Raw genomic sequence first — 6,918 nt, forward strand, 5'->3', positions numbered from 1 at the left:
CATGGGATGAGTGGAGATGGCGGGAATCGAACCCGCGTCCAACGGTGCGGAACCAGGGCTTCTCCGTGTGCAGTCGGCTGTGCTTTTCTCGGCCCCGGAGATCACGCCGACAAGTCTCCGACGGGCCCAGTCACTGTGTGGTTTCCCTCTTCACCCCGTGACCGGGATCAAGGTTTAGTTCCCTAGCTGATGCCAGGATCCGGGTCGGGAACATCCCCGGGCTGACACTCCCTTAAGTAGGGGAGCCGCTGCTCGCTACCTGAAGATCAGGCAGCGAGGGCGAGCTCGCCCTGGGAGATGGATCGCTTGGAATTGGCGATTATTTTTTTCGGCCTGTGGTTTACGAGATCATGGCCGCTTCCTCGACACGCTTCCCCTGCTTCGACAGCCGCTGTCGAAACCGATCATCCCCATGTTGATTTTTCAAGTCCCTCCGAGGAGGGGGCCCGCACCCGCTGTGAGGTGCTGTCGCCATCGTACGTGACCAACGCGGCCCGGTGCCAGCCTATTCCCCGGCGCTCCGCGGGGGCCTACGCCCGCTGCTTGCGGCGGACCGCGGAGATCGCCCGCTCGGTCTCGCGCCGGTCCTGCTTCTCCCGGAGCGTCTGCCGCTTGTCGTACTCCTTCTTGCCCTTGGCCAGCGCGATCTCGACCTTGGCGCGGCCGTCCTTGAAGTACAGGGCGAGCGGCACGATGGTGTGGCCCGTCTCCTGGGACTTGGACTCCAGCTTGTCGATCTCCTCGCGGTGCAGCAGCAGCTTGCGCTTGCGCCGCGCGCTGTGGTTGGTCCAGGTGCCCTGGCTGTACTCCGGCACGTGCACGTTGTGCAGCCACGCCTCGTTGCCGTCCAGCTGGACGAAGCCGTCCACCAGCGACGCCCGGCCCTGGCGCAGGGACTTCACCTCGGTGCCGGTGAGGACCAGGCCTGCCTCGTAGGTGTCGATGATGAGGTAGTCGTGCCGCGCCTTCTTGTTCTGCGCGATCAGCTTGCGCCCTTTTTCCTTAGCCATAGTGCCGCCCATTTTCGCACTACGGAGGGGGTCCGCGGGAAGCCGATTATCGACCGCGGGACTGGCGGCCGAGTCCGCCGAGGACCGTCTCGGCGCGCCGGAGCGCCTCCTCGTCGGCCTCCAGGTCGGGGGTGAGGCCGTGGCCGTCGACGCCGCGGCCGGAGGGGGTGCGGTAGTGGCCGACGGTCAGTTCGGCGACGGAGCCGTCGGGCAGCTCGGTCGGCATCTGGACCGAGCCCTTGCCGAAGGTGCGGGTGCCCACGACGACCGCCCGGCCGCGGTCCTGCAGGGCGCCGGTGAGGAGCTCGGCCGCGCTCATCGTCCCGCCGTCGACGAGCGCGACCAGGGGTCTGGCGGTGTCGCCGCCGGGCTCGGCGTGCAGGGCGCGCTGCTCGCCGTCGACGTCGTAGGTGGCGACCAGGCCGCCGTCGAGGAAGGCGGAGGCGGCGGTGACGGCCTCGGCGACCAGCCCGCCGGAGTTGCCCCGCAGGTCGAGGACGACGCCGGCGTCGGCCGGGGCCCGCCGTACGGCGGTGCGGACCTCCTCGCCGGTGCCCCGGGTGAAGGCGCCGACCTTGATGACGGTCACCCCGGAGGCGAGTGCGGTGACGGTGACGGTGTCCCGGGAGAGCCTGGCCCGGCGCACGGTCTCGCTCCACGCGCGCGTGCCGCGTTCCAGACCGAGGCGGACGGTGCTGCCGGCGCGCTCACCGGTGGTCTCGCCGCGCAGTAAGGAGACGACCTCGGTGACGGGCCGGCCGTCGACCTTCTCGCCGTCGACGCTGCGCAGCCGGTCGCCCGGGCGGATCCCGGCCTCGGCGGCGGGCGTGTCGTCGCCCACCCGCGTCACCTCGATACGGCCCTCCCGCTCGCGGGCCCACAGGCCGACGCCGGTGTACCGGCCGTCCAGGGTGTCCTCGAACTCCTCGTACTCGCCCGGGGAGTAGACGGCGGCCCAGCGGTCCCCGCTGCGGCTGACGGCGCGCTGGGCGGCCTCCATGGGGGACGCGCCGTCGGCGGCGGCCTCCTCGGCCGCCCGGGCGACGTCCGTGCCGTGGCCGACGGGGGCGGCCGGGGAGGCGCCGTCCACCGGGGCCCCGCCGTCGCTCCCGGGGAGGTTGCCGGTTGCCGCACCGGCGACGAGCACGCCGGTGAACACCAAGGTCAGGGCGGCTCCACGGCGGACGCGGCGGGGCTGACAGAACAGGGCACGACCTGACATGCCGGTGAGTCTAGGACAAGGCAAAGGGGCGCACGGCCGGTTGGTCGCACGCCCCTCTGGGCAAGAGTCACACCTTCAGGTACTTGCGCAACGCGAAGAACGCGGCCAACGCCGGCATCAGCAGACTGGTCGCCAGGATGAGCGGCAGCTTCGTCAGTACGGCGTCCCAGCCGATGAAGTTGATCAGGTTCAGCTTCTCGGACAGGGCGAGTCCGTGGTCGATGATGAAGTACCGCGCGACCAGCAGGAATCCGCACGCGAGGATGCCGCCGATGAGTCCGGCGACGGCGGCCTCCATGATGAACGGCGCCTGGATGTAGAAGCCGGAGGCGCCGACCAGCCGCATGATGCCGGTCTCCCGGCGGCGGCTGAACGCCGAGACGCGCACCGTGTTCACGATCAGCATCAGGGCGACGACCAGCATGAGCGCCATCATCGCGAGGGCGGCCAGGTTCATGCCCTCCAGCAGCCCGAAGAGGTTGTCCAGGATGCCCTTCTGGTCCTGCACCGACTGCACGCCGTCCCGCCCGTCGAAGGCGGTCGCCACCACCTGGTACTTCTCGGGGTCCTTCAGCTTGATGCGGTACGACTCCTGCATCTGGTCCGGGGTCAGGGAGCTGGCCAGCGGGGAGTCGCCGAACTGCTCCTTGTAGTGCTTGTACGCCTCGTCCTGCGACTCGTACGTGACCGTGTCGACGACCGACATCTTCTCCAGGTCGGTCTTGATCTGGCTCTTCTGGTCGTCGGTCACCGCGCCCTTGGCGCAGTTGGGGTCCGACTCGGCGTCACTCTTGTTGCACAGGAAGATGGAGACGTTGACCTTGTCGTACCAGTAGCCCTTCATCGTGTTCACCTGGTCGCTCATCAGGAGCGACCCGCCGAACAGGGCGAGCGACAGGGCTACGGAGACGACGACGGCGAAGGTCATCGTCAGGTTGCGGCGGAGACCGACGCCGATCTCCGACAGGACGAACTGGGCGCGCATGGCGTCTGATCAAGCCTTTCCGTGGAGCGTCAGTGCTGGTAGCCGTAGACGCCGCGTGCCTGGTCGCGGACGAGACGGCCCTTCTCCAGCTCGATGACGCGCTTGCGCATCTGGTCCACGATGTTCTGGTCGTGCGTCGCCATCACCACGGTGGTGCCCGTCCGGTTGATCCGGTCGAGCAGCTTCATGATGCCGACGGAGGTCTGCGGGTCGAGGTTGCCGGTGGGCTCGTCGCAGATGAGCAGCTTGGGCCGGTTGACGAAGGCCCGGGCGATGGCGACGCGCTGCTGCTCACCGCCGGAGAGCTCGCCCGGCATGCGGTCCTCCTTGCCGCCGAGCCCGACGAGGTCGAGCACCTGCGGCACGGACTTGCGGATCTCGCCGCGCGACTTGCCGATGACCTCCTGCGCGAAGGCGACGTTCTCGGCGACCGTCTTGTTCGGCAGCAGGCGGAAGTCCTGGAACACGGTCCCCAGCTGGCGCCGGATCTGCGGGACCTTCCAGTTGGAGACACGGGCGAGGTCCTTGCCCAGGACGTGCACCTGTCCGTGGCTGGCCCGCTCCTCGCGGAGGATCAGCCGCAGGAAGGTGGACTTTCCGGAGCCGGAGGACCCCACGAGGAACACGAACTCGCCCTTCTCCACTTCCAGGGTGACGTCCCTGAGCGCGGGGCGGTTCTGTTTGGGGTAGGCCTTGGACACGTTGTCGAATCGGATCACGGATGCACCACGGGTAGCCGGGGGTAGATGAGCGTGACCATACGCGAAGCGGGGAGGCGGGCGCAGGCACCGGTGGCGGTTGCGTGAGACTTGCGCCCTTTTGTTCCGGCGCCGGGTGCGGACGGCACTCGCGCGGCCCCCGCGGGAACCTGGCACAGTGGAGGGGGAACGTTCGCGGGGCGGCGGGCGTTGTCTCATCCGGAACAGGTGCGAGGAGGGCGAGCGCATGACGTACGACCGGCTGGTGTGCGCGAACTGCGCCGCGCCCGTGAGCGAGGGCCGGTGCCCGGTGTGCCGCGCGAACCGCGAGCGGCTGCAGCAGGGGAACTTCTTCGCGGGGCTGAACCCCATGACGCTGATCGCGCTGCTGGCGGTGCTGATCGCGGCGGTGGCGCTGCTCGCCCACCAGACCGTCTGACGTACGGGTACGGGACGTGACGAAGGGCCCGGAGCGCGGTTGCGCTCCGGGCCCTTCACCTCACCTCATGCGTACGGTGCGTACGCGCGCGGCCACCGTCAGGCGGCGGCGCCGCGGCCGGCCATCAGGCGCGGCAGCACCCGGAAGCCGACACCGCCGGCGATCATCGTGGCGGCGCCGATCAGCAGGAACGTGGTCTCGGCGGCACCGGTTTCGGCGAGCTCCTTGCCGTTGCCCTGGGCCGAGGTGGCCGGGGCGTCGTCGCCGGTGTCGGTGAGGGCCGAGGAGCCCTGGTCCTGCGGGGAGGCGTTGTTGCCGCCGTCCGGGGTGGTGCCGGTGTTGTCGTCGTCACCCGGGGCGGGCTCCACGGGGTCCTCGCCGCCGTTGCCGGGGTCCTCGCCGCCGTTGCCCGGGTCTTCACCGCCGTTACCGGGGTCCTCGCCACCGTTACCGGGGTCCTCACCGCCGTTGCCCGGGTCCTCGCCACCGTTACCGGGGTCCTCGCCACCGTTACCGGGGTCCTCGCCACCGTTGCCCGGGTCCTCGCCACCGTTGCCCGGGTCCTCGCCACCGTTACCGGGGTCCTCACCGCCGTTACCGGGGTCCTCGCCACCGTTGCCCGGGTCCTCGCCACCGTTACCGGGGTCTTCACCGCCGTTGCCCGGGTCTTCACCGCCGTTGCCGGGGTCCTCGCCACCGTTGCCCGGGTCGGGGCAATTCGGGTCGACTCCGACGGTGCAGCTCGGGTCCGGCTCGCCTGCGGCCTGAGCGACACCCGCCACCGTCAGCGACGCACCCGCGGCGATCACGGCGCCGGCTGCGATGCGTGCGACGCGGATCCGCGTCTTCTTCGTCATGTGTGTGCTACCCCCAGTAGCTGATCGTCAATGAGGCCGCGCTCGGGGCCGTGATCAACGGAGGTAACTGTGATGAAACGCCCCCCGGTTCACATGCGCCCCAGAGATACGCATGCCACGCTTCACCCTTCCCATTTTCCAAAAGAACGTCAAGGCCGTTGCGTACGCGATGTCCGCCTACGCGTGCTTTGCGGGAAAACGAAACTGTGAGTGTGATGTAAATCCCGGATGCCACCGGACGAAAAAGGCAACCACCGCCCATATGGCGGCAGTTGCCTTGTCGACAAATCGTCGTTCGCCTCGGGGGTTACTTCTCCTGCTGCTTGCGCCAGCGAATTCCGGCTTCCAGGAATCCGTCGATCTCACCGTTGAACACGGCCTCGGGGTTGCCGACTTCGTGCTCCGTGCGCAGGTCCTTGACCATCTGGTACGGGTGCAGCACGTACGAACGCATCTGGTTGCCCCAGGAGTTGCCGCCGTCGCCCTTGAGGGCGTCCATCTTGGCCTGCTCCTCCTGACGGCGCCGCTCCAGCAGCTTGGCCTGGAGGACGTTCATCGCGGTGGCCTTGTTCTGGATCTGGGAGCGCTCGTTCTGGCAGGAGACCACGATGCCGGTGGGGAGGTGGGTGAGCCGCACCGCGGAGTCGGTGGTGTTCACGCCCTGGCCGCCGGGGCCGGACGAGCGGTACACGTCCACCCGCAGCTCGGACTCGTCGATCTCGATGTGGTCGGTCTGCTCGACCACGGGGAGGATCTCGACGCCCGCGAAGGAGGTCTGGCGGCGGCCCTGGTTGTCGAAGGGCGAGATGCGCACCAGGCGGTGGGTGCCCTGCTCGACGGAGAGGGTGCCGTAGGCGTAGGGCGCCTGGACGGAGAAGGTGGTCGACTTGATGCCGGCCTCCTCCGCGTACGAGGTCTCGATCAGCTCGGTCTTGTAGCCGTGCTGCTCGGCCCAGCGCAGGTACATGCGCTGCAGCTTCTCGGCGAAGTCGGCGGCGTCGACGCCACCGGCCTCCGCGCGGATGTTGACGAGCGCCTCGCGGGAGTCGTACTCGCCGCTGAGCAGCGTCCGGACCTCCATCTCGTCCAGCGCCTTCTTGACGGACTGGAGCTCCGCCTCGGCCTCCGCGCGGGTGTCCGGGTCGTCCTCCTCCTCGGCCATCTCGAAGAGCACGGCGAGGTCGTCGATCCGGCCCCGCAGTGCCTCGGCCTTCCGCACCTCGGCCTGGAGGTGGGAGAGCTTGCTGGTGATCTTCTGCGCCTCGTCCGGGTTGTCCCACAGGGACGGCGCGGCCGCCTGCTCCTCGAGCACGGCGATGTCTGCCCTCAGCTTGTCGAGGTCCAGAACGGCCTCGATCGACTCCATGGTCGAGGAGAGGGACTTGAGCTCTTCGGATACATCGACGACTGCCACGCCCTCCAGCGTAACGGCTCCGCGCGCCGGCCCACGCAGTACGGCCGGCGGCGGCGCGGGCACGACGGGCGGCGCCCGGTGGTGGGGCGCCCGTTCGCTCCGCCCCCCGCCGCCCCGCCCCGGCCCGTCCCGGAGGGAGTCAGGGACGGGCCGGGGCCGAGTCCTGCGTGTCCCGGGGTGGGGGCGTGTCGTCCTCCGTCACGGCCAGCCAGGTGCCGACGCCCGCCGCCACCAGTACCGCCGCCGTCACCGCCAGGGTCAGCCGGCGCCGGCGCGCGACCGCGCGGTTGCGG

Annotated in this window: 7 protein-coding genes and 1 other RNA gene; 1 reads left to right on the forward strand and 7 read right to left on the reverse strand. The window is 69.5% G+C overall.

Going from position 1 to position 6,918, the window contains the following annotated elements; genetic code table 11:
• Positions 1-8: 8 nt before the first annotated feature.
• The 5 genes from ssrA to ftsE all read right to left on the reverse strand — a co-directional run bounded on the left by ssrA (position 9) and on the right by ftsE (position 3,936).
• Positions 9-412, reverse strand: a transfer-messenger RNA (tmRNA) gene (gene ssrA, locus ABTY20_RS28065).
• A gap of 118 nt (positions 413-530) precedes the next feature.
• Positions 531-1,010 carry an SsrA-binding protein SmpB gene (gene smpB, locus ABTY20_RS28070; protein WP_030834350.1) on the reverse strand — a complete coding sequence of 160 codons (480 nt, stop codon included), beginning with the start codon at positions 1,008-1,010 and terminating at the stop codon, positions 531-533.
• A gap of 46 nt (positions 1,011-1,056) precedes the next feature.
• Positions 1,057-2,232, reverse strand: a complete 1,176-nt coding sequence (locus ABTY20_RS28075; protein ID WP_351999850.1) for a S41 family peptidase — start codon at positions 2,230-2,232, stop codon at positions 1,057-1,059.
• A 67-nt stretch (positions 2,233-2,299) separates the two neighbouring features.
• Positions 2,300-3,217: a permease-like cell division protein FtsX gene (gene ftsX, locus ABTY20_RS28080; protein ID WP_351999851.1), complete on the reverse strand. Its 918-nt coding sequence runs from the start codon at positions 3,215-3,217 to the stop codon at positions 2,300-2,302.
• Between the two features lie 29 nt (positions 3,218-3,246).
• Complete coding sequence (ftsE, locus tag ABTY20_RS28085) at positions 3,247-3,936, reverse strand: cell division ATP-binding protein FtsE (protein WP_103543777.1); 690 nt, start codon at positions 3,934-3,936, stop codon at positions 3,247-3,249.
• A 226-nt stretch (positions 3,937-4,162) separates the two neighbouring features.
• Between ftsE and ABTY20_RS28090 the strand changes: the two genes are divergently transcribed.
• Positions 4,163-4,354, forward strand: coding sequence for a hypothetical protein (locus ABTY20_RS28090; RefSeq protein ID WP_311575138.1), 192 nt, complete (start codon positions 4,163-4,165; stop codon positions 4,352-4,354).
• A gap of 98 nt (positions 4,355-4,452) precedes the next feature.
• On the opposite strand, the gene ABTY20_RS28095 is transcribed toward ABTY20_RS28090, so the two are convergent.
• Together ABTY20_RS28095 and prfB are read right to left on the reverse strand one after the other, a co-directional pair.
• Positions 4,453-5,211, reverse strand: a complete 759-nt coding sequence (locus ABTY20_RS28095) for a hypothetical protein (RefSeq protein WP_351999852.1) — start codon at positions 5,209-5,211, stop codon at positions 4,453-4,455.
• 307 nt (positions 5,212-5,518) lie between these two features.
• On the reverse strand, positions 5,519-6,625 hold the full coding sequence (gene prfB / locus ABTY20_RS28100) for a peptide chain release factor 2 (RefSeq protein ID WP_351999853.1): 1,107 nt from the start codon (positions 6,623-6,625) through the stop codon (positions 5,519-5,521).
• Between the last annotated feature and the right edge of the window lie 293 nt (positions 6,626-6,918).

Source organism: Streptomyces sp. NPDC126497 (genome assembly GCF_040302425.1).
GTDB lineage: Bacteria > Actinomycetota > Actinomycetes > Streptomycetales > Streptomycetaceae > Streptomyces.

What these genes read in the sequence shown, in the direction of transcription:
- ftsX (WP_351999851.1), bottom strand. Translation starts at nt 3,217, where the DNA reads ATGCGCGCCCAGTTCGTCCTGTCGGAGATCGGCGTCGGTCTCCGCCGC.
- ABTY20_RS28090 (WP_311575138.1), top strand. Translation starts at nt 4,163, where the DNA reads ATGACGTACGACCGGCTGGTGTGCGCGAACTGCGCCGCGCCCGTGAGC.
- smpB (WP_030834350.1), bottom strand. Translation starts at nt 1,010, where the DNA reads ATGGCTAAGGAAAAAGGGCGCAAGCTGATCGCGCAGAACAAGAAGGCG.
- ABTY20_RS28095 (WP_351999852.1), bottom strand. Translation starts at nt 5,211, where the DNA reads ATGACGAAGAAGACGCGGATCCGCGTCGCACGCATCGCAGCCGGCGCC.
- ABTY20_RS28075 (WP_351999850.1), bottom strand. Translation starts at nt 2,232, where the DNA reads ATGTCAGGTCGTGCCCTGTTCTGTCAGCCCCGCCGCGTCCGCCGTGGA.